Genomic DNA, 245 nt, shown 5'->3' on the forward strand with positions numbered 1-245 from the left:
TGTCACCGTGACATTTGAGACACTCGCGATAGAAGGGGCGTCAGCATCATCATTGACGGTGGCCTCTTTGTCGCCGTCAGCGCGCAATGTCATGCCGTTGTAACTGACATCAAAGCCAATATTGGTGTTGGTCTCAAAGACATTGTCATCTTTGGGTAACAGGTACACCGTGACCTGGGTTTCCCCGGCCGGCAAGGTGACGTCACCTTGCATGAATGGCGATTTCCAAGCGACAACCCAACCGC

General features: G+C 53.1%; 1 protein-coding gene. It reads right to left on the minus strand.

Annotated features, from left to right (window positions below; translation table 11 throughout):
- On the minus strand, positions 1-213 hold a 213-nt coding region (locus CS022_RS24730; RefSeq protein ID WP_145964548.1), incomplete at its 3' end, for a hypothetical protein.
- Positions 214-245 lie beyond the last annotated feature (32 nt).

Origin of the sequence: Veronia nyctiphanis (assembly GCF_004116385.1) — a bacterium.
GTDB classification, from domain to species: domain Bacteria; phylum Pseudomonadota; class Gammaproteobacteria; order Enterobacterales; family Vibrionaceae; genus Veronia; species Veronia nyctiphanis.